This window comes from Latilactobacillus parasakei (assembly GCF_049674265.1).
In the GTDB taxonomy this organism is placed as follows: Bacteria; Bacillota; Bacilli; order Lactobacillales; family Lactobacillaceae; genus Latilactobacillus; species Latilactobacillus sakei.
Genome location: NZ_CP186861.1, coordinates 19,873 through 39,099 on the forward strand (window position 1 = coordinate 19,873; position 19,227 = coordinate 39,099).

The following is a 19,227-nucleotide window of genomic DNA, read 5'->3' on the forward strand; positions in this document are numbered from 1 at the left end:
CGTAATTGATTGTTAAACCAATTACGAGGCTTTTTAATTAGTCGATATATTTAACGGCTGTCCCGTAGGCAGCGACTGATTGCATGTCCGTTCCAATTGAACCAGAGTCAAAGCGCATCATCACAACAGCATCAGCGCCCATCTCAATGGCGTTTTGGCGCAGGCGGTCGATTGCGACATCGCGAGATTCGGTCATCATTTCGGTATAGGCTCTAATTTCGCCACCAACCACGTTTTTAAGTGAGGCACCGATATTTTTGAAAACATTCTTAGATTGAGTTGTGAGACCGAAAACTTCACCAAGTACTTCATATTGCTTGCCCGGAATTGTTTCGGTCGTAGTGATTAAAATTTGATTAGTCATTATGAAAACTCCTTTTTTAAAAGATTAAAATTAGTAACAATGTAATCAGTGCTGGTAAGCCTTGTAAGAAGAAAATCTTTTTCGTTGCGGTAAAAGTGCCATAAAGGGCAACGATGAAGATGTATAACATTAATAATGCTAAGACGGTTTTTAAAGCGGCACCGGTCAACAAGCAATTGACGGCGATGATTAAGACACCAAGCATCCCATTATAAATCCCCTGATTAGCAAGGGCGACTTTGGTGTTGGGCAGCCGAACGAAATCAAGTGGCATATCGAAGGCCTTGGCTTTTGTTTGATCGTTAGCGAACATTTCGAGTCCCATAATGCCGAGATGTTCGATGGCGATTAAACTCGTTAAAATTGTGATGAATAAAGACATGATGAACCTCCTTAAGTTCCATTTTTATTATAACAAATAAAGCAGTTCAAAACCGTTATTAGGGTTTGAACTGCTTTAATTTAGTTTAGCGATCAGCGTAGCCGTTAGGATGGTTTAAATGCCAATTCCATGCGGTTTCAATAATTGCTTCCATATTATCATATTTGGGTGCCCAGCCGAGTGTTTCGCGGGCTTTGTCACTAGCGGCAATCAAGGTACTTGGATCGCCGGCGCGACGAGGGGCCATTTCAAGTGGAATCGCTTTGCCAGTTACTTTACGAGCAGCTTCAACGATTTCCATGTTTGAAAAACCAGTTGATGAACCCAAGTTAAAGGCGTTGCTGTCATGACCATCAGCAAGGTATTCAAAGGCCAAGATGTGGGCGTCTGCTAAATCTAAAACGTGCACGTAATCACGGACGTTCGTACCATCTGGTGTATCGTAATCATCACCAAAGATTGATAATTGATCACGTTTGCCAGCAGCAACTTGCAAGACGATTGGTAAGAGATGGGTTTCAGGATGGTGATCTTCACCGATTGAACCGTCTGGCTTAGCGCCAACTACGTTGAAGTAACGTAATGCAACAAACTTGATGCCGTAAGCTTTGTCAGCCCATTTCATCATGGTTTCCATCATTAATTTACTTTCGCCGTAAGGGTTGGTTGGTAATTGTGGATCAGATTCCTTGATGGGAATTGATTTAGGTTCGCCATAAGTAGCGGCAGTTGAAGAAAAGACGATGCGTTTAACATCGAATTCATTCATGACTTCTAATAAGGCAGTCATCCCATAAGTATTGTTATCGAAGTATTTAAGTGGTGCTTGCATTGATTCAGGCACGATTGAAAAGGCGGCAAAATGAATGACACCAGTCACGTCTTCTTGTTGGAAAACGGTCCGCATGAAGTCTTTATCGCGGATATCACCTTGATAAAAACGGGCTTTTTGATTGATGGCGCCTTGATGACCCGTTACCAAGCTATCGACAACAGCGACGTCATAGCCGCGTTGGATTAATTGATCAACGGTGTGGGAACCGATGTAGCCGGCGCCCCCTAAAACTAGAATTGACATGGAATTTCCCCCTAAGTTGAGAATACAGGTATACTCTTAATAGTATAGCATCTATCGGATTAAACAAAAGGCGAAGTTGGGCGAAAAGTGCTAAATTTTGCTATAATGGTTTAGTTAATGACTGGGAAGTAGTGAGGGATTAATTTGGAAGCACAATATGAATGGCAATTAAAACCAGTACCAACTGAAGATGAATTACAAACAATTACAAAAGACAATCCGCTACCCAAGGCTGCGGCCCAACTTTTGTGGCAACGTGGCTTGCGGGATGCAGAGCAGATCAATGATTTTATGAATCCCAATGTCGGTCAACTTCACGATCCATACGCTTTGCATGATATGCAAAAGGCGATTGATCGAATTCAAGAAGCGATTGTGAACGGCGAAAAAATTACGATTTATGGCGATTATGACGCGGACGGGATTACTAGTACGACTTTAATGAAGGAAACCTTAGATGACTTAGGTGCCGATGTTGAAGTCTATGTGCCTAATCGTTTTAAGGATGGCTACGGGCCTAATTTAGAAGCTTATAAACGCTTGATTGAAAATGGCACCCAATTAATTGTGACCGTCGATAACGGGGTGAGTGGCTTAGAACCAATCGCTTACGCGCAAGAACACGGTGTTGACGTGGTCGTGACCGATCACCATGAATTACCAGCAGAATTACCCAACGCAGTGGCGATTGTGCATCCCAGACATCCAGAAGGGCAATATCCTTTTGGCGAACTCTGTGGGGTCGGTGTGGCGTTTAAAGTGGCGACTGCTTTATTAGAAGAGATTCCTTACGATAAATTAGATTTAGCCGCAATCGGGACGGTTTGTGATATCGTCCCCCTAGTTGATGAAAACCGAACGTTGGTTAGTTTGGGCTTACAACAATTACAAAATACTGATCGACCAGGCTTGGTTGCATTATGTCAATCAGCCGGCTTAGAACAAGCGACACTAGATGCCACTAATATTGGTTTTGGGATTGGTCCCCGTTTAAACGCAATTGGTCGTTTAGGCGATGCGACCCTTGGTGTGCAATTGTTGACGACGCTTGATGACGAAGAAGCAGTTGAACAGGCACAGTTTATTGAACAACAAAATAAAAAACGCCAAGGGCTAGTGCAAGAAATTACAGCAACGGCAATGACAATTGCTGAAACAACGGAAAATCAAGCGAGTGCAACCTTAGTTATTGCCCATGAAGGTTGGCACGAAGGGGTTCTAGGGATTGTAGCTAGTCACGTTGTTGAACAGACCGGTAAACCAACCTTAGTCTTGACGATTGATCCGGAAACTGGTTTAGCTAAAGGCTCTGGCCGTAGTGTGACAGCTTTTCATTTATTTAAAGCGTTAGATGCCCATCGTGAATTATTGGTTCATTTTGGTGGCCATCACATGGCAGTTGGCTTGACTGTTAAGGTTGATCAATTAGCGCTGATTCAAGCTGCAATGAACGAGTATGCGCAAGTTAATCAGTTAGATTTAACGGGACGCCAACCATTACCAGTTGATTTGGCGCTGACCTTGGCTGATATTACGCCTGATTTATACCAAGCATTACAACAACTGGCACCTTTTGGCAGTGATAATCCAGAACCGTTGATTGAACTTAGTGCGCCCCAGTTAGCCGATGTCAAACAAATTGGTGCTGATCAGAAGCATTTGAAGATGATGGCGGTTGATCAACAACAACAATTAGCGGTTTTAGCTTTCAATAAAGGTGCTTTGATGCCCGATTTAACTGCCGCTGAAGATGTGAAATTAGTCGGAAGTTTGAGTGAGAATACTTGGCGTGGCCAGACGACGTTGCAATTAATGGTAAAAGACCTTGCCACGAGTGGGCAAGTCATACTTGATCAGCGCAGTAATCGCCTGACAAAACAATTATTCCAATCAACAGGCGACTACGTCTTTTTCAATGATAAAATGCGCGAGCAACTGCAGTCTTATTTACCGGCAGGGAGTCAGGCGCTGTTAGCGACCGATGAACAAGTTGCTACTAGCCAAGAGCTGATTGTGGTTGATGAACCGGCTGATTTAACTGCTTTTGAACAATTTTATCAACAACAACAGGCCGCTAAATTAAGCTTGATTTTTTATGCTAAACACTCTGCTTACTTAGAAGGAATGCCGACAAAACAGCAGTTTGCGACTTTCTTAGTCTACTTACGGAAGCACCCAAATATCGAAAAAGCGCGGTTAGCTGAATTAGCGGCGTATTTAAAATTACAATTACCGCTAATGATTTTCATGTTGCAGGTGTTTTTTGACCTCGGATTTGTTAGAATAGAACGTGGTCTGATTATGGCCGAGTTACAACCTGAAAAGCATGCACTGGAAAGTGCACCAAGTTATCAAAAACGATTAGCTAAAATTGAAATGGAAAAACAGCTTGTTTATTCAACCTTTACCGAGGTGAAAGACTGGCTAGCAACTCTCCCAGCAGTAGCAAATCGCTAAAAGAGTTAAGGAGCGAATTATATATGTCAATCAACTTTAAAGATTATGTCGCAAGTGTTCCGGATTTTCCGGAAGCTGGCGTTACTTTTCGTGATATCTCACCTTTGATGTCCGATGGTGAAGCATACGCAGCAGCAACGGATAAAATTGTTGAATACGCTAAAAACAAAGGCGTTGAAATGATCGTCGGCCCTGAAGCCCGGGGCTTTATCGTTGGCTGCCCAGTTGCTTACAAATTAGGTGTCGGTTTTGCACCTGCTCGTAAGAAGGGTAAGTTGCCACGCGAAACAGTTTCAGCTAGCTATGGTTTAGAATACGGTAAATCAACGTTGTATATGCATAAGGATGCTGTTAAACCAGGCCAAAAAGTCTTAGTGACAGATGACTTATTAGCAACCGGTGGGACAATTGCCGCAACAATCAAAATGGTTGAAGAACTAGGTGGCATCGTCGTTGGGACAGCCTTCTTCATCGAATTGAAGGACTTAAACGGCCGCGAAAAGATTAAGGACTATGATATTTTCAAATTAATGGAATATTAATAAAGAAGTGCGTCATCAACGGTTGCTTTTGAGCATTTACCTAATCAGGCGGATTACTGACAAAGCCGGTGATTTGACTGATGTAGCAAAGCGCAAAAAGCAGTTGGTGAAAGCACGTTAAAGAGAAACAGACAAAAAAAGAAGTTCGCCTAAGCGAACTTCTTTTTTATTACATGCGATCGCGGTAAAGGCCAACGACCTTCCCTAGAATGCTGACTTCATTTAAAATGATTGGTTCAAACGTATCGTTTTCTGGTTGGAGACGATAGTGATCTGCTTCTTTGAAGAACCGTTTGCAGGTTGCTTCATCTTCGGCAGTCATCGCAATGACAATATTGCCATTATCGGCGGTTGATTGCTTGCGAATGATGACTTCGTCGCCATCTAAGATACCGGCGTTAATCATACTTTCACCACGAATTGTTAGCATGAACAAATCTTGTTCGGTTTGCAAACTAGGTGGAAGCGGGAAATAATCAGTTGCTTCTTCAACTGCTAAGATAGGCACACCGGCAGTAACCACCCCTAAGACTGGAATTTTCTGGGGTGTCGCCCCAATTGCCGTTAAGCCAGCGGGCGTTAACTCGATCGCCCGTGGCTTAGTGGGATCCTTTTGTAATAAGCCCTTCTTCTCAAGTCGGGCTAAATGGCCATGGACAGTAGAAGTGGACGATAAATTAACGGCTTCGCAAATCTCACGGACCGTTGGTGGGTAACCTTTGTCTTGAACACGTTCGTGAATAAAACGTAAGACCTCTAATTGTTTGGATTCAGTTTTAGTCATAAGCGCACCTCATTCGTTCTATTAAGCATATAGTAGCATATTTATAGGTGGATTTCAAACAAGTGTTCGTATTTTTTGACATTTTGAGCATTTTAGTCCAAAATAGGATAAAAGTTTAAATTTGGAGGCCGATGATGGCAATGGATCAAAAACGACTCGATCGTATCAACGAATTAGCACATAAAGCAAAAGCAGAAGGGTTAACACCTGAAGAAACAACGGAACGTCAAGAACTACGGGACGCTTATTTGAAGGATTTCCGTTCTAGTTTCCGTTCACAAGTTGAGATGCTACAAGTTTATGATAAAGATGGTAAGGAAGTCACACCTGAAAAAGTGAAGGACATCCAACGTGAAAAGGGTTTACGTGACGATTAATCTAGGAATTCCGCTTTCTTTTTAGTGCAATAATGTGTAGAATATTTAAGTGAACTGAATGAGGAAGGGGTGCATAAGATATGAATATTGGAATAGGCGTATTAATTTTTGTCATTGGGGCATTATTAGGTGCAGTTGCTGGCTTTTTCGGCGCACGTGCTTACATGAAGAAATATTTCGAAGAAAATCCACCAGTTAATGAAGATATGTTGAAAGCTATGATGATGCAAATGGGGCAAAAACCATCTGAAAAGAAATTAAACCAGATGATGAGCTCAATGAAAGCACAACAAAAACGTAGAAAAAAATAAACATGACTTAATTAAAGAGGCGTTTCGTACAAAAACTTATTTTTGTATGGAACCCTCTTTTTATTGGAAGAGAAATAATTGTCCCACTGAACTAAGATTGCTATAATGAGGATTATCTAATTTTGAAGACGGAGATATTTTATGGGTATATTTAAGAAGTTAGGCTGGTATTTTAAACAAGAATATCGCCGCTATATATTAGGGGTTATTTTTTTAGTTCTAGTTGCAATTGTACAAATCGTGCCACCAAAAGTGATTGGGACGTTAATTGATTTAATGGCCGCTCGAAAGTTAAAGGCGTCGGTTTTATTAATGTGGATTGGGGTTTTATTAGCAGCCGCGATTTTACAATATCTCTTTCGCTATGGTTGGCGGACTCGTATCTGGGGTGGCGCTGCCAAGTTGGAACGGACATTGCGGAGTCGTTTGTTCTGGCATTTTATGAAGATGGATACAACTTTCTTCCAGAAACACCGGACTGGCGATTTGATGGCCCATGCGACCAATGATTTAACCGCGATTCAACAAGTTGCAGGCGCCGGTATTTTAACCTTTGCGGATTCGATTATTACGGGTGGGACGACCATCATCGCGATGATTATTTTTGTCGATTGGCGGCTCACATTAATGGCCCTGATTCCAATGCCATTATTAGCAGTGGCTTCAGGGCGCTTAGGCACGCATTTGCATACCGCTTTTAGAGAATCACAAGCAGCCTTTTCAAAATTAAATGATAAGACGCAAGAGAGTGTTTCTGGGATCAAAGTTTTAAAAACGTTTGGTCAAGAAGAAGCGGATATCGATGATTTCGACCAAATTGTGACGAAGACAATTGCGATTAACAAGCGCGTCAACTTTATCGATGGGTTATTTGATCCAGCGATTAGTTTGATCATTGGGTTAACATACCTCGTCACGATTATCTATGGCGGAACGTTGGTTATGAACCACAGTATTACAATTGGTCAATTGATTGCTTTTATTAGTTATATCGCAGCTTTGGTTTGGCCAATGTTTGCGATTGGTCGTTTATTCAATGTGCTTGAACGTGGCAATGCTAGTTATGATCGGGTTGAATCATTATTAAAAGAAACCAGCACGATTATTGAAAAGCCAGATGCCATTCAAACGTTGGCAACTGGTGATATTGACTATGCCATTCAACAATTTGCCTATCCTGAAGAACAAACACCAACTTTAACGAATGTGCATTTCCAATTGCCACAAGGAAAGACACTAGGAATTGTCGGGAAGGTTGGTTCTGGTAAAAGTACTTTGATCAAGTTGCTGTTACGAGAATATGATCAATATCAGGGCCAAATTAAGATTAACCAGAACGATATTCGGGATTACACATTAGATGCATTACTCGATAGTATTGGTTATGTACCACAGGATAACTTTTTATTTTCAACAGATGTTCGCGATAATATTCGGTTTGCGGATTTTGAAAAAGAACAAGAGGCCGTTGAAGCAGCGGCTAGCTCTGGCGCGGTTCATGAAGATATTTTAACGTTTGCACAGGGCTACGACACAGTTGTTGGTGAACGTGGCGTGTCATTATCAGGTGGACAGAAACAGCGAATTGCTATTTCCCGGGCAATAATGACTGATCCTGAAATTTTAATTTTAGATGATTCATTGTCCGCGGTCGATGCGAAGACTGAAGAAGCAATTTTAATGAATCTTAAGACGCTACGGGCAAATCAAACGACAATTATTACCGCTAATCGACTCAGTAGTGTAATGCACGCTGATGAGATTATTGTCATGGATGACGGGACGATTGCCGAACGCGGAACGCACGACAGCTTATTAGCCCAACAAGGGTGGTATGCTGAAATGTGGGTTAAACAACAATTAAATCAAGCGATGGGGGGCCAATAGGATGGCACAAAAGTATCAATCTGAATGGTCACAAAAGATATCGACTAAAGAACAGTTACAAATTATGAAACGACTTTTTGGTTATACCAAGCGCTATAAGAAACAATTTATCGGCGCAATCATCGCAGCGGCGGGTTTAGCAACGATTAACATTTTGTTGCCGCGCTTATTACAAGTTTTTATGGATCGTTACTTAACGAAACAAACAGCGACAACTCAGATTTTATTAGGGATCGCCGGGTTATACGCCTTAGGGGTTATTTTGAAAGCTATCACGCAGTTTGCCCAATCCTTCCTTTTTGGAATGGGTTCAGAACGTGCGATGGAAGATGTGCGCCGTGACCTTTTTCGGCAATTGCACCGTTTAGGCATGCGTTATTTTGACCAAACGCCTGCTGGATCAATCGTCTCACGAGTTACTAATGATACGATGACGTTAATTGATTATTGGAATGTGTTCCTATCATTATTAGTGGGTTCATTTTCAATTATCTCCGCGTTCATTGCAATGTGGTTATTATCACCGAAGATTGCGCTAGCAACGGCTGGTTTCTTACCCATTTTATTAGTCATTATTTGGTATTACAGCAGTTATAGTGCCAAGGTTTATCGGCATATGCGTGAAAAGTTGAGTCAATTGAACACTAAGTTGAACGAATCGATTGAAGGGATTACGATTATTCAACAGTTCCGCCAAGAAAAACGACTGACAGCCGAATTCGAATCGGTTAACGAAGATTATCTTAAAACAAGAGAAGCAATGATTCGGACTAATTCCTTATTGTTGGCACCGGTCGTTAATTTGCTCTATACGTTGGCATTAGTCGTTGTTTTAAGTTTATTCGGGCTTACAGCGTTGCATAGTTTTGTTGCGGCTGGGTTGGTTTATGCCTTTACGACGTACGTTAGCAACTTTTTCAATCCGATGACCAATATGATGGATTCATTATCCTCATTACAAGATGGGATGGTTGCCGGGCGTCGTATTTTTAGAATTCTGGATCAAACGGAATTTGCACCAGCCCAAGATGCAGATGCGGCTAGTCAAATTACCGATGGCCGTGTTGAATTCAAACACGTGTCGTTCTCATATGATGGCAAGCATGAAATTCTTCATGATATTTCGTTTGTCGTTGAACCGGGCCAAACGGTTGCGCTAGTGGGACATACCGGTTCTGGTAAAAGTTCGATTATCAACGTTATGATGCGCTTTTATGAATTTTATGAAGGCGAAATTTTAATTGACGGTCAAGATATCCGCAGTTTTCAAACAGCAGAACTACGCCGTAAAATGGGGTTAGTTTTACAAGATGCGTTCATGTTCTACGGCGATATTGCATCTAATATCCGCTTGTTTAACGATGACATCACGGATGAACAGATTCAAGCTGCCGCTGAATTTGTTCAAGCAGATGAATTTATTAAGGAATTACCTGGCCAATACCATGCACGAGTGATTGAGGGTGGTGCACAATTTTCGAGTGGTCAACGCCAATTACTTTCATTTGCTAGAACATTAGTGACCAATCCGAAGATTTTGGTCTTGGATGAAGCGACTGCCAACATTGATACCGAAACAGAATCAGTGATTCAAACGGGCCTCGCTCGTTTGCGGCAGGGGCGGACGAGTATTGCGATTGCCCATCGGTTATCAACGATTCGCGACGCAGAATTAATTCTCGTCTTGGATCAAGGTCAAATTGTCGAACGGGGCAATCATGATAGTTTGGTTGCACAAAAGGGCCGCTATTATGAAATGTATCAATTACAAAATGGACAGAGTGGGCTATAAGTCGGTTATATCCTGAGGATTAACAGAGAGTGGCGAATGATGGCTGTAAGCCATCGTTTGACATTCGGCGTTAACCACAAGGATACGACTTATAGCACACGTTTGGATTAGGTTAAGTGGAAGAAGCAGTTTCAACAAGCACGTTTAGTACATTTCGGAATAACCAGGAGGATTTTTAGAAGATGAAAAAGAAACGCTGGCTTAAATGGTCTTTAATAAGCGTTATTATTTTGATTGTGATCGGTGTCTTTGGCGCAACGCTGTATATGTATCAATATGCTTTTGTACCAGGGCAAAAGTCATTCTTGAATAACGGTAAGCCTAGCAAAGTTTATCGCGACAATCAGAATTGGTTGGCAAAGGTCGATAAAGTCAAATGGTACCAAAAATCAGCGACTGATGATCTTCAGCTAGACGCGATTTACGTGCCAGCTGCTAAAAAAACAACTAAAACAATCGTTGTGGCACACGGCTATATGGGCTACAAAGAGGATATGGCGCGCTATATTCATCTCTATCATGACTTGGGTTACAACGTGTTGGCACCTGATGATCGTGGTTCCGGCGAATCGGAAGGTGATTATATTGGCTATGGTTGGCCAGATCGCTTAGATTACGTTAAATGGATCAAACAAGTGATTGCCAAAAATGGTCAAGATAGCCAAATTGCACTCTTCGGGGTTAGCATGGGCGGCGCCACTGTGATGTACACTGCTGGTGAAAAGTTGCCTAAACAGGTTAAAGCGGTGATTGAAGACTGTGGGTACAGCAGTATCTCAGGTGAGTTGGCCTATCAACTCAATGATTTGTTTGGTTTGCCGAAGTTCCCACTATTTTATACCACTAACTTGATGGCGCGGGTCCGTGCTGGGTATAACTTTAGCGAAGGAGACGCAACCAAGAGTCTCGCTAAGTCAAAATTACCAATCATGTTGATTCATGGCGCTAAAGATAAATTTGTACCAACGAAAATGGTTTACGAAAATTACAAAGCCGCTAATGCGCCTAAGCAATTATGGGTTGTTCCAGATGCAGGTCATGGTGAAGCATTGGCCAAGCAACCAACAGCTTATCGCAATAAGGTTGCAAAATTCTTAGATCAGTATTGGGAAAAATAGAGTATTAAAAAGACGCACGTCAACGATAATTTTCATCGTTGGCGTGCGTCTTTTTTTGTGTTATTTGTGATCGTCAATCTCATATTTAAAATCAGGATTGATGTCGTGATCGATTTGATCAAAAGCAGTTTGCATTTGATCACCAATCATTGTCAGGTTTTCGTCGTTTAATTTAAGTTTAGGGTCAACTGGAATTGGTTCGCCGAAACGAATCGTAATCTTTTTACGTTTTAAGACGTCTGAAAATTTCAATGGGCCCTGATAAACAGCAGGGACTAATGGAACCCGCGCCATTTTAGCAATGACCACTGCGCCACCTTTTAATTCGCTTGAATAACGGCTACCAGTGGGAAACATGATTAAAGATAAGTCCTTTGAACGTAGGGCTTTAACCGGTGTTTTAATCGCTGAGGGGCCGGGATTTTGACGATTAACAGGAAACGCGTTGGCGTGTTTCAAGATAAAACGTAAGATTGGATTTTTGAATAATTCTTCTTTAGCCATAAACGTAAACTTACGAGGGCTTGCAGCAAGTGCGAAGAAGATGGGATCCCACCAAGTCCGATGGGGGCCAACTAAAACGTAGGTGCCCTCTGGTAAAGCTGATTTGTTTTCAACGTTGATTCGGCCATTAAGTAACCAGGCAAGAATCCGCACGATGAAGCGGGCAAATGAGAAAAACATAATTTTAATTCCTTTCAAAAAACCTTTTTTAAGGCGATTTAACGAACTACCTAGCTATTATACCAAATAACGCTGGTCTTTGTTATAATATGGGCTAAATACAAGTGGGGTTGAAAGTAGCATGTTAAAAGCAGATGAAAGAATTGATCAGTTATTCCGATTAGATATTCAAATTATTCAAAGTCCATCCGTCTTTTCTTATTCAATGGATGCAGTCTTGTTAGCTGATTTTGCGCAATTGCCAAAGCGAGGTCTGATTGTTGATTTGTGCGCTGGTAATGGCGCGGTCGGCTTATTTATGAGCCCCAAAACAAACGGCCAAATTGTAGGGGTCGAATTACAACCACGCTTGGCAGATATGGCACAACGTTCAATCGAACTAAACGCGTTGACAGAACAGTTGAGCGTTTTAAATATGGATTTAAAAGATGTAACGACCGTTATTAAAAAAGATAGCGTCGATATTGTGACCTGTAACCCGCCGTACTTTAAGGTGGCACCCAATAGTCAAAAGAATCCTAATGAACACCTAGCCCTAGCACGCCACGAAATTGCGACGGATTTAAGAACTGTGGTCCAAACAATGAGTGGTTTGTTGAAGATGAATGGTAAAGGATATCTCGTGCACCGTCCAGAACGCTTCTTAGAAATCTGTGATGAATTACGGGCAGCACGCATGGAACCCAAGCGCGTCCGGTTCGTTTACCCTAAGGCAGGTAAAGAAGCCAGCATGGTGTTGATTGAAGCTGTCAAAGATGGTAAAAAAGGAGGCTTGCGAATGCTTCCGGAACTTACGATCTATGATGAAAACAGCGATTATACACCAGAAATGCGCACGAAGTTATTCATGGCAGAAGATGACTGAGAAAGCTTATTATTTTTACGTACTAGTCTGTGCCGATCGTAGTTTTTATGGTGGATTTACGACGGACGTCACGAAACGCGTTGCCACACATAATGCTGGTAAAGGGGCGAAGTACACGAAGCTTCGGCGCCCGGTGCGTTTGTTGTATTACGAAACATTTGCGGACAAGTCATCCGCTTTAAAAGCCGAATACGCCTTTAAACACCAAAGCCGTTTAAAAAAGGAACAGTACTTAATCGCACACGGGATTGAAAGTACCCAATTTTAAACGGGATTACAGGTTGACTCTAGCGAATATCTTTAGTATACTTTTAAACGGTATTTCATTACCAAAAAATAATTCACACTGGTTGATTTCTAGAGAGGTGCTTGGCGACAAGTTCTCTAAAAAAGTGAAACCAGTGGTCGAATAAAACCATATGGAGGTCTGTTGACATGGCTGTATTGTCAATGAAACAATTATTAGAAGCGGGTGTTCACTTCGGTCACCAAACACGTCGTTGGAACCCAAAAATGAAGAAATTTATCTTTACTGAAAGAAATGGTATCTACATCATCGACTTGCAAAAGACAGTTCGCATGGTTGACGATGCTTATGACTTCGTTAAAGAAGAAGCTGCTAACGAAGGTGTATTCTTATTCGTTGGTACTAAGAAACAAGCACAAGATGCAATTGCTGAAGAATCAGTACGTGCAGGCCAATACTTTGTAAATCACCGTTGGTTAGGTGGTACATTAACTAACTGGGATACAATCCAAAAACGTATCAAACGTCTTAAGGAAATCAAAGCAATGGACGAAGATGGTACTTTCGAACGTTTACCTAAGAAAGAAGTTGCCTTGTTGAAGAAACAACAAGAAAAACTTGAAAAATTCTTAGGCGGTATCGAAGACATGCCACGCATCCCAGATGTAATGTTTGTCGTTGATCCTCGTAAAGAACGGATTGCTATCAAGGAAGCACAAAAATTAAATATCCCAGTCGTTGCTATGGTTGATACTAACTCAGATCCAGATGATATTGATGTTATTATCCCATCAAACGATGACGCTATCCGCGCTGTTCGTTTAATCACAGCTAAAATGGCTGATGCTATCATCGAAGGCCGTCAAGGTGAAGATGATGTTGAAGAAGCTACATTTGCTGCAGAAAACAAATCAGCAGACTCAATGGAAGAAATCGTTGAAGCAGTTGAAGGCAACAACGATACTAACACTGACGCTAAATAGTAGATTCAAATAAGCTGTCTTAGAGGTTTCGCAAATACTGCCTGACTTGTGGGACAGCTTTTTTTAAACCAATCATATTTAATATAAATTGTCGGAGGTACGAATTATGGCTGAAATTAAAGCTGCTCAAGTAATGGAATTACGTAAGAAAACTGGCGTTGGTATCATGGACGCTAAAAAAGCCCTAGTTGCTAGTGATGGTAACGTTGAAGAAGCAATCGATGCTTTACGTGAAAAAGGGATGGCAAAGGCTGCTAAGAAAAACGATCGGATCGCTGCTGAAGGTTTAGCTGGCGTTGCTATTGATGGCAATACTGCTGCAATCGTTGAAGTGAACTCAGAAACTGACTTCGTTGCTTCAAACGATCAATTCAAAGCTTTATTGAAAGATATTGCTGAAACAATTGCTAAAAACAAACCAGCTGACATGGCTGCTGCTGAAGAATTACCAATGGGTGAAGGCACAATTGCTAGCTCAGTAATCAACTTAACAGCTGTTATCGGCGAAAAGATCAGCTTCCGTCGTTTCGAATTAGTTGAAAAAAATGATGGCGATCACTTCGGTTCATACTTACACAATGGTGGCCAAATCGCTTCATTAGTTACTTTAGAAGGTGCTGACGATGAAGCAGCTCATGACGTTGCTATGCACGTTTCAGCTGTTAATCCTCAATACGTTTCTCGCGAAGATGTTCCTGCAGAAACATTGGATCACGAACGTGAAGTATTAACTGAAGAAACAAAGAACGAAGGCAAGCCAGAAAACATCATTCCTAAGATCGTTGAAGGCCGTGTTAACAAGTTCTTGTCAGAAATCAGCTTAAACGACCAAGCATTCATCAAAGACTCAGACCAAACTGTTGCACAATTCGTTGCATCAAAAAATGGTAGTGTTAAAGGCTTCGTTCGTTTCACTGTTGGTGAAGGTATCGAGAAAAAAGAAAATAACTTCGTTGATGAAGTTATGGGTCAAATCAAATAAGCATATTTGCTTCAAAAAGGGAACGCAATTTGCGCTCCTTTTTTTTGCAGTTTTGCGATAATTCAGAATCGCATACCCAAATGCCTAGTTAAATATGGTAAAATGGGCCTAGTAATCAACGGAGGGATATTAAATATGACAAATACAAAATATAAGCGAATTGTCTTAAAAGTAAGTGGCGAGGCATTAGCCGGCGAACAAGGCTTCGGGATCAATCCTGAAATCGTTAAGGTAGTTGCCAACGAAATTAAATCAGTTCATGATTTAGGTGTTCAAATCGCAATCGTCTGTGGTGGTGGTAACATCTGGCGCGGCGTGACTGGCGAACAAATGGGTATGGAACGTGCACAAGCTGATTACATGGGTATGATGGCTACTGTCATGAATGCTTTGGCATTACAAGACAATTTGGAAAGTATTGGTGTCCCAACGCGTGTTCAAACATCAATTGAAATGCGTCAAATCGCTGAACCTTACATCCGTCGGAAGGCTGTCCGTCATTTAGAAAAAGGCCGCGTGGTTATTTTTGCTGGTGGGACAGGTAACCCTTACTTCTCAACAGACACAACAGCTGCATTACGTGCTGCTGAAATCGATGCTGACGTTATCTTGATGGCTAAAAACAACGTTGATGGTGTTTACTCTGCAGATCCTAACACAGACCCTAGTGCTGTTAAGTTCGATACTTTAACACACTTAGATATTATCAACAAAGGTCTACAAGTGATGGATTCAACTGCAAGTACTTTATCAATGGATAATGATATTCCATTGGTAGTCTTCAACTTGAACGAAGCAGACAACATTAAAAAGGTTGTTGAAGGTGCCAATATTGGTACAACGATTGAAGGAGAGGAATAAAAATGGCAAATCCAATTTTAGAACAAGCTAAAGAAAACATGGAAAAAGCAGAAGCTTCATTGCGCCGGACACTTGGTCAAATCCGGGCCGGCCGCGCTAATGCAAGCTTAGTTAACCGTGTCAACGTCGAATATTATGGCGCAATGACACCTCTTAATCAAATTGCTGCAATCACAATCCCTGAAGCACGGGTATTGTTAATCACACCTTATGATAAAGGTGCACTTGAAGATATCGAAAAAGCTCTTTACACAGCTGATATCGGTATTTCACCAGCTAACGATGGTTCAGTAATCCGTTTAGTAATCCCTCAATTAACGGGTGAACGTCGTAAGGAAATCGCTAAAGAAGTTGGTAAGGAAGCTGAATTAGCTAAAGTTGTTGTCCGTAATGCTCGTCGTGACGCAATGGATAACTTGAAAAAGGCTGAAAAAGCTAGCGAAATTAGTGAAGACGAAATGCACGATTTGGAAGAACAAGTCCAAAACTTAACGAACGAAGCAACAAAGAAAATCGATGCTATTTCTAAAGATAAAGAAAAAGAAATTACTGAAGGTTAATCTGACGGTCATTAAAAAGGCGTTGAGACAAATTTTGTCTCAACGCCTTTTTTTGATTAATGAATAATTTTACTTTTGGCTGCTTCTTTATGGAGTTTTTCGAAGAAAGGATTAATCCGATCTTTTAAGAAGAGGCCGATGAAGAAGAAGACAACTGCGTAAATCGCTAGAATAATGAAATTATGCCAGAGATTTGGTGCGTAGATGCCCCCGGTTGGTTCCCGCAATAAGTTAACGCCGTAAGTAAATGGTAATAACGGGTTAATGAATTGGAAGAACTTATCGGATAAAACAACCGGAAAGTTCCCGCCCCCACCAGAGATGGAGAGCACGAGGATAATCATCGCCAATCCTTTACCGACATTCCCGAACATCGCGGCTAAGACGTAAACAATCGTCATAAAGACCGTGCTGAGGAAGACGGCTAGTAGTAAGAGTGCTACTGGACTAACGATATAAGCCTTAATCAGGAAGATATTCCCAAGTGCGACAAAGACCGCTTGGGCGACCCCGATGACAATGTAGGTCAACCAACGGGCGATAAATTGTTGTTTCTTGCTGTAACGTTCTTTTTGTTTATCGTCTAACGAGAAGTTCGTGAGGACGATGTTACTGAGCAAGAGGGCACCAACCCAAAGACAAAGGGCGGTATAGAACGGTGCACTCGCTGAGCCGTAAGTTTTAATTGGATAGATATGTTTCTCTTGTAACTTAACCGGTTCGGCTAAGAAATTACTTTCCTTAGTGGCGTCACGACGGAGTAGTTTGATCAAGTCTTTCAAATCAACCGTCTTTTGTTGCTTGCGAATTGCTTCTGCGCCTTTTTGAATCCCACTTCTCAAGAATGGCCAGTCATTATGAATTAAATCAGTGGCATCATTTAATGCTTTTTCAAGGAGTGGGAATTTAGCGTTGGCCATTGCTAGCGTGGTTGTTAAATCATTTTCGATACCGGGTAAATCGTTATTGATGAAGCCGGTCGCGAGTTGCAATTTATTTTTCAACGTTGGGTAATCGTTTTGATAGAGATCAGAAGCGGTGTTCAAACCGCTGACGATGGTGCCCATATTGCCATTTAAGAGGGTATTGGCATCGTGAATCTCTTGTTTTAAGGCTGGAATTTGCTTTTGATATTTTTCGAGGTAATCGATAGCTGTTTTTAATGTTTTTTGTGTATTTGTTAATAGTGATGGTAATTTGGGTAGCACAGCTGTGTTGATTTGATTTAAAACAGCATCGCCTTGCGTAATCATCGTTTCGAATTTAGCAAGGACGCTCTTAACGTTCGCGCCGATACCGGCATTTTGAACTTGGCTCACGGTATTTTGAACTTGTTTAGCAAAAGCGATGATTGGGGTTAGTTGATTTTGAATATCAGTTAAAGAGAGATCATCATAATGAGCGAGCACGTTATCAATCTTAGTTTTTAATTGACCAAGATGGGTTGCAGCGGCATTGAGCTTTTGAATCGGATCATCTAAGAGGTGTGATTCAGGCTTGCCAGCTGCGACTGCTGATTCATTATAAGCATCTTGTAAACTTTGCAAGGTATTCGCCAATTGCGTGTTGTTAGCTTGTAACGTTGCGGTATGGGCTGATAATTGCTCGAGGTTGGTCTTCAAGGCAGCCTTCAATTCTTGATTATCAGGATCGTTTTTAGCTTGTTCTAATAGTTTATTAACGGCATTTAAGTCATTATCGATATTTTTTGCTAATTGATCAGTAATCGTTAAGCCTTGATCAACAGCACTTTGAATAACAGGCAAGGTCGTTTTAAGTTTTGGAATCAGGTCGTTTTTAACCTGACTAGAAACTTGTTGCGCAGATTTACCAAAGGTGATGATTTCTGGGAGCACGGTTTGGGTCTTATTAAGAACGGTCAAACCAGTTTTAGCTTCGGAAATACCATTGGTTAAGGTGTTGGCAATCTCGTCAAAGTCACTGTCAAGAGTTGCGACCTGTTTACCAGCATTTTGGATCTCTGGAATCTTACCCTGGACATTAACGGCTAAGGCACCTGCAGATTCAACTTCTGGGAGGTACTGATTAACCCCGACGACTTTCTTAGCCATTTTATTTGCTTCGGGTAAGAAGTTTACGAAGTCATTGGCTTGTGTTAATTTAGCCTGCATTTCAGGAATTTTCTTTTGCAGTGCGACGACCTGATCCGTATATTGATTAATCTCCGGAATCTGTTGGTCTGTTTTAAGAATCATACTTGAGAAACGGTTAATGACGGGCAGATTTTCATCGAGTTTAAAGCCAGCCTTATTGAGAGAAGACATGAGTGTTTTAGCAACCGTCTGGACAAATTCGTCTGAAATGGTTGATTGGAGCGTTGTCGCGCCCGCACTAGTAATCTTCGGCGCAATGGCGTTAATCTTGTCATTGGATGAATAAACGATCGTTGGCTTTTGAATTTTACCATCGACAAAGCTGATTAAATCCTTAGAGAAGTTCTTGGGAACGTAAATACCGGCATAGTATTTACCGGTTTTAACGCCTTCGTCTAATTGTTTTTTACTGCTTGTAAACTGCCAACCAAGTTTATCGTTTTTTTTCAATTGGTCGATTAATTCATCACCAATTGCGACTTTCTTTTTAGCGACTGTCACGCTTTGATCTGCTGAATAAACAGCGACTTTTAAATCTTGTGTCTTACTGTAAGGGTCCCACAAAGCCCAGATATTAAACCATGCGTAGAGGGATGGGATGATAATTAGGGCGAGAATTAGTAAGAATGCGATTGGGCTTTTGAGAATCCGCCGCCAATCCAATCGGAAGAGTTCGAATGTCTTTTTCATAGAGGACTCCTTTGAAAATAAAAGTTATCTAATTAGTTTAGCACATTTAATAGGATACTTGGAGCTTATCATGATGATTTGAAAAAATATTTAATCTTATTTTAAATAGTCACTCCCATCAATTTTTGGTACAATCAGTGTTGAGTAAC

General features: G+C 41.3%; 19 protein-coding genes. 13 read left to right on the forward strand and 6 right to left on the reverse strand.

Annotated elements, in window-relative coordinates; translation table 11 throughout:
• Positions 1-37: 37 nt before the first annotated feature.
• From ACPBEH_RS00115 to galE, 3 genes are all read right to left on the reverse strand, one after another.
• Entirely contained in the window at positions 38-364 is a 327-nt protein-coding gene (locus ACPBEH_RS00115; RefSeq protein ID WP_016265359.1) for a heavy metal-binding domain-containing protein, read from the reverse strand.
• A 16-nt stretch (positions 365-380) separates the two neighbouring features.
• Positions 381-746: a DUF1304 domain-containing protein gene (locus tag ACPBEH_RS00120; RefSeq protein ID WP_011374976.1), complete on the reverse strand. Its 366-nt coding sequence runs from the start codon at positions 744-746 to the stop codon at positions 381-383.
• Positions 747-831: 85 nt separating this feature from the next.
• Complete coding sequence (gene galE / locus ACPBEH_RS00125; RefSeq protein ID WP_011374975.1) at positions 832-1,824, reverse strand: UDP-glucose 4-epimerase GalE; 993 nt, start codon at positions 1,822-1,824, stop codon at positions 832-834.
• A 144-nt stretch (positions 1,825-1,968) separates the two neighbouring features.
• Here galE and recJ point away from each other — a divergent pair, with 144 nt between their 5' ends.
• Entirely contained in the window at positions 1,969-4,281 is a 2,313-nt protein-coding gene (gene recJ, locus ACPBEH_RS00130; protein ID WP_424349284.1) for a single-stranded-DNA-specific exonuclease RecJ, read from the forward strand.
• A 23-nt stretch (positions 4,282-4,304) separates the two neighbouring features.
• Complete coding sequence (locus tag ACPBEH_RS00135; RefSeq protein WP_011374973.1) at positions 4,305-4,823, forward strand: adenine phosphoribosyltransferase; 519 nt, start codon at positions 4,305-4,307, stop codon at positions 4,821-4,823.
• Positions 4,824-4,992: 169 nt separating this feature from the next.
• On the opposite strand, the gene lexA is transcribed toward ACPBEH_RS00135, so the two are convergent.
• Positions 4,993-5,607, reverse strand: a complete 615-nt coding sequence (gene lexA / locus ACPBEH_RS00140; protein WP_424349285.1) for a transcriptional repressor LexA — start codon at positions 5,605-5,607, stop codon at positions 4,993-4,995.
• 134 nt (positions 5,608-5,741) lie between these two features.
• Here lexA and ACPBEH_RS00145 point away from each other — a divergent pair, with 134 nt between their 5' ends.
• From ACPBEH_RS00145 to ACPBEH_RS00165, 5 genes are all read left to right on the forward strand, one after another.
• Positions 5,742-5,984 carry a DUF896 domain-containing protein gene (locus ACPBEH_RS00145; RefSeq protein WP_424349286.1) on the forward strand — a complete coding sequence of 81 codons (243 nt, stop codon included), beginning with the start codon at positions 5,742-5,744 and terminating at the stop codon, positions 5,982-5,984.
• A gap of 80 nt (positions 5,985-6,064) precedes the next feature.
• Positions 6,065-6,295 (forward strand): YneF family protein, encoded by a 231-nt coding sequence (locus tag ACPBEH_RS00150; RefSeq protein WP_424349287.1) that lies wholly within the window; start codon positions 6,065-6,067, stop codon positions 6,293-6,295.
• Between the two features lie 141 nt (positions 6,296-6,436).
• Entirely contained in the window at positions 6,437-8,182 is a 1,746-nt protein-coding gene (locus tag ACPBEH_RS00155) for an ABC transporter ATP-binding protein (protein ID WP_424349288.1), read from the forward strand.
• A 1-nt stretch (position 8,183) separates the two neighbouring features.
• Positions 8,184-9,974, forward strand: coding sequence for an ABC transporter ATP-binding protein (locus ACPBEH_RS00160; RefSeq protein ID WP_424349289.1), 1,791 nt, complete (start codon positions 8,184-8,186; stop codon positions 9,972-9,974).
• Positions 9,975-10,156: 182 nt separating this feature from the next.
• Positions 10,157-11,092, forward strand: coding sequence for an alpha/beta hydrolase (locus ACPBEH_RS00165; RefSeq protein WP_424349290.1), 936 nt, complete (start codon positions 10,157-10,159; stop codon positions 11,090-11,092).
• Between the two features lie 60 nt (positions 11,093-11,152).
• Here the strand turns inward: ACPBEH_RS00165 and ACPBEH_RS00170 are convergent, their stop codons facing one another.
• Positions 11,153-11,776: a lysophospholipid acyltransferase family protein gene (locus ACPBEH_RS00170; protein ID WP_424349291.1), complete on the reverse strand. Its 624-nt coding sequence runs from the start codon at positions 11,774-11,776 to the stop codon at positions 11,153-11,155.
• A gap of 121 nt (positions 11,777-11,897) precedes the next feature.
• Here ACPBEH_RS00170 and ACPBEH_RS00175 point away from each other — a divergent pair, with 121 nt between their 5' ends.
• The 6 genes from ACPBEH_RS00175 to frr all read left to right on the forward strand — a co-directional run bounded on the left by ACPBEH_RS00175 (position 11,898) and on the right by frr (position 16,274).
• The gene (locus ACPBEH_RS00175) at positions 11,898-12,641 is read left to right on the forward strand and encodes a tRNA1(Val) (adenine(37)-N6)-methyltransferase (protein WP_011374964.1); all 744 of its coding nucleotides are present in this window, start codon (positions 11,898-11,900) and stop codon (positions 12,639-12,641) included.
• Positions 12,634-12,909: a GIY-YIG nuclease family protein gene (locus ACPBEH_RS00180; protein ID WP_016265351.1), complete on the forward strand. Its 276-nt coding sequence runs from the start codon at positions 12,634-12,636 to the stop codon at positions 12,907-12,909. Before ACPBEH_RS00175 ends, ACPBEH_RS00180 begins: the two co-directional genes overlap by 8 nt.
• Positions 12,910-13,076: 167 nt before the next feature.
• Positions 13,077-13,871 (forward strand): 30S ribosomal protein S2, encoded by a 795-nt coding sequence (rpsB, locus tag ACPBEH_RS00185; protein WP_011374962.1) that lies wholly within the window; start codon positions 13,077-13,079, stop codon positions 13,869-13,871.
• A 106-nt stretch (positions 13,872-13,977) separates the two neighbouring features.
• Positions 13,978-14,853, forward strand: a complete 876-nt coding sequence (gene tsf / locus ACPBEH_RS00190) for a translation elongation factor Ts (RefSeq protein WP_011374961.1) — start codon at positions 13,978-13,980, stop codon at positions 14,851-14,853.
• Positions 14,854-14,988: 135 nt separating this feature from the next.
• Positions 14,989-15,714 (forward strand): UMP kinase, encoded by a 726-nt coding sequence (gene pyrH, locus ACPBEH_RS00195; RefSeq protein WP_011374960.1) that lies wholly within the window; start codon positions 14,989-14,991, stop codon positions 15,712-15,714.
• 2 nt (positions 15,715-15,716) lie between these two features.
• Positions 15,717-16,274: a ribosome recycling factor gene (gene frr / locus ACPBEH_RS00200; protein ID WP_011374959.1), complete on the forward strand. Its 558-nt coding sequence runs from the start codon at positions 15,717-15,719 to the stop codon at positions 16,272-16,274.
• A 56-nt stretch (positions 16,275-16,330) separates the two neighbouring features.
• On the opposite strand, the gene ACPBEH_RS00205 is transcribed toward frr, so the two are convergent.
• Positions 16,331-19,078 (reverse strand): YhgE/Pip family protein, encoded by a 2,748-nt coding sequence (locus ACPBEH_RS00205; RefSeq protein ID WP_424349292.1) that lies wholly within the window; start codon positions 19,076-19,078, stop codon positions 16,331-16,333.
• Between the last annotated feature and the right edge of the window lie 149 nt (positions 19,079-19,227).

Coding starts and splice junctions, on each gene's coding strand:
- ACPBEH_RS00115 (WP_016265359.1), bottom strand. CDS start 364: ATGACTAATCAAATTTTAATCACTACGACCGAAACAATTCCGGGCAAG.
- ACPBEH_RS00120 (WP_011374976.1), bottom strand. CDS start 746: ATGTCTTTATTCATCACAATTTTAACGAGTTTAATCGCCATCGAACAT.
- galE (WP_011374975.1), bottom strand. CDS start 1,824: ATGTCAATTCTAGTTTTAGGGGGCGCCGGCTACATCGGTTCCCACACC.
- ACPBEH_RS00135 (WP_011374973.1), top strand. CDS start 4,305: ATGTCAATCAACTTTAAAGATTATGTCGCAAGTGTTCCGGATTTTCCG.
- lexA (WP_424349285.1), bottom strand. CDS start 5,607: ATGACTAAAACTGAATCCAAACAATTAGAGGTCTTACGTTTTATTCAC.
- ACPBEH_RS00145 (WP_424349286.1), top strand. CDS start 5,742: ATGGCAATGGATCAAAAACGACTCGATCGTATCAACGAATTAGCACAT.
- ACPBEH_RS00150 (WP_424349287.1), top strand. CDS start 6,065: ATGAATATTGGAATAGGCGTATTAATTTTTGTCATTGGGGCATTATTA.
- ACPBEH_RS00155 (WP_424349288.1), top strand. CDS start 6,437: ATGGGTATATTTAAGAAGTTAGGCTGGTATTTTAAACAAGAATATCGC.
- ACPBEH_RS00160 (WP_424349289.1), top strand. CDS start 8,184: ATGGCACAAAAGTATCAATCTGAATGGTCACAAAAGATATCGACTAAA.
- ACPBEH_RS00165 (WP_424349290.1), top strand. CDS start 10,157: ATGAAAAAGAAACGCTGGCTTAAATGGTCTTTAATAAGCGTTATTATT.
- ACPBEH_RS00170 (WP_424349291.1), bottom strand. CDS start 11,776: ATGTTTTTCTCATTTGCCCGCTTCATCGTGCGGATTCTTGCCTGGTTA.
- ACPBEH_RS00175 (WP_011374964.1), top strand. CDS start 11,898: ATGTTAAAAGCAGATGAAAGAATTGATCAGTTATTCCGATTAGATATT.
- ACPBEH_RS00180 (WP_016265351.1), top strand. CDS start 12,634: ATGACTGAGAAAGCTTATTATTTTTACGTACTAGTCTGTGCCGATCGT.
- rpsB (WP_011374962.1), top strand. CDS start 13,077: ATGGCTGTATTGTCAATGAAACAATTATTAGAAGCGGGTGTTCACTTC.
- tsf (WP_011374961.1), top strand. CDS start 13,978: ATGGCTGAAATTAAAGCTGCTCAAGTAATGGAATTACGTAAGAAAACT.
- pyrH (WP_011374960.1), top strand. CDS start 14,989: ATGACAAATACAAAATATAAGCGAATTGTCTTAAAAGTAAGTGGCGAG.
- frr (WP_011374959.1), top strand. CDS start 15,717: ATGGCAAATCCAATTTTAGAACAAGCTAAAGAAAACATGGAAAAAGCA.
- ACPBEH_RS00205 (WP_424349292.1), bottom strand. CDS start 19,078: ATGAAAAAGACATTCGAACTCTTCCGATTGGATTGGCGGCGGATTCTC.